The organism is Leptolyngbya sp. CCY15150 (genome assembly GCF_016888135.1).
Taxonomy (GTDB): Bacteria; Cyanobacteriota; Cyanobacteriia; order RECH01; family RECH01; genus RECH01.
This window is the reverse complement of record NZ_JACSWB010000106.1, coordinates 1-216: the sequence shown is the minus strand read 5'-3', so window position 1 is coordinate 216 and position 216 is coordinate 1. Positions and strand designations below refer to the sequence as shown.

At 55.6% G+C, this 216-nt stretch carries 1 pseudogene; it reads right to left on the bottom strand.

Annotated elements, in window-relative coordinates:
* A pseudogene (locus JUJ53_RS01280) lies at nt 1–216 on the bottom strand (ISNCY family transposase); the annotation flags it as partial.

Genomic DNA, 216 nt, shown 5'->3' with positions numbered 1-216 from the left:
TAAACGCTGGCACTAACGGAATCACGTGAGGCTGTCCTGGGGCGACGATGACTGGGGTGATGACGCTATGGAAGTAGTGGGTCTCTCCTGACGTCAGGGTGCGAGTTGAACAGTTCGAACAGTGGATCTGGCTTGAACTGAAGTATTCGGTGCCATCGATGGCCATCAACAGCGTATCGGCAACGGAGCGAAAGCCCTCCAATTGCCCCTGCTCCT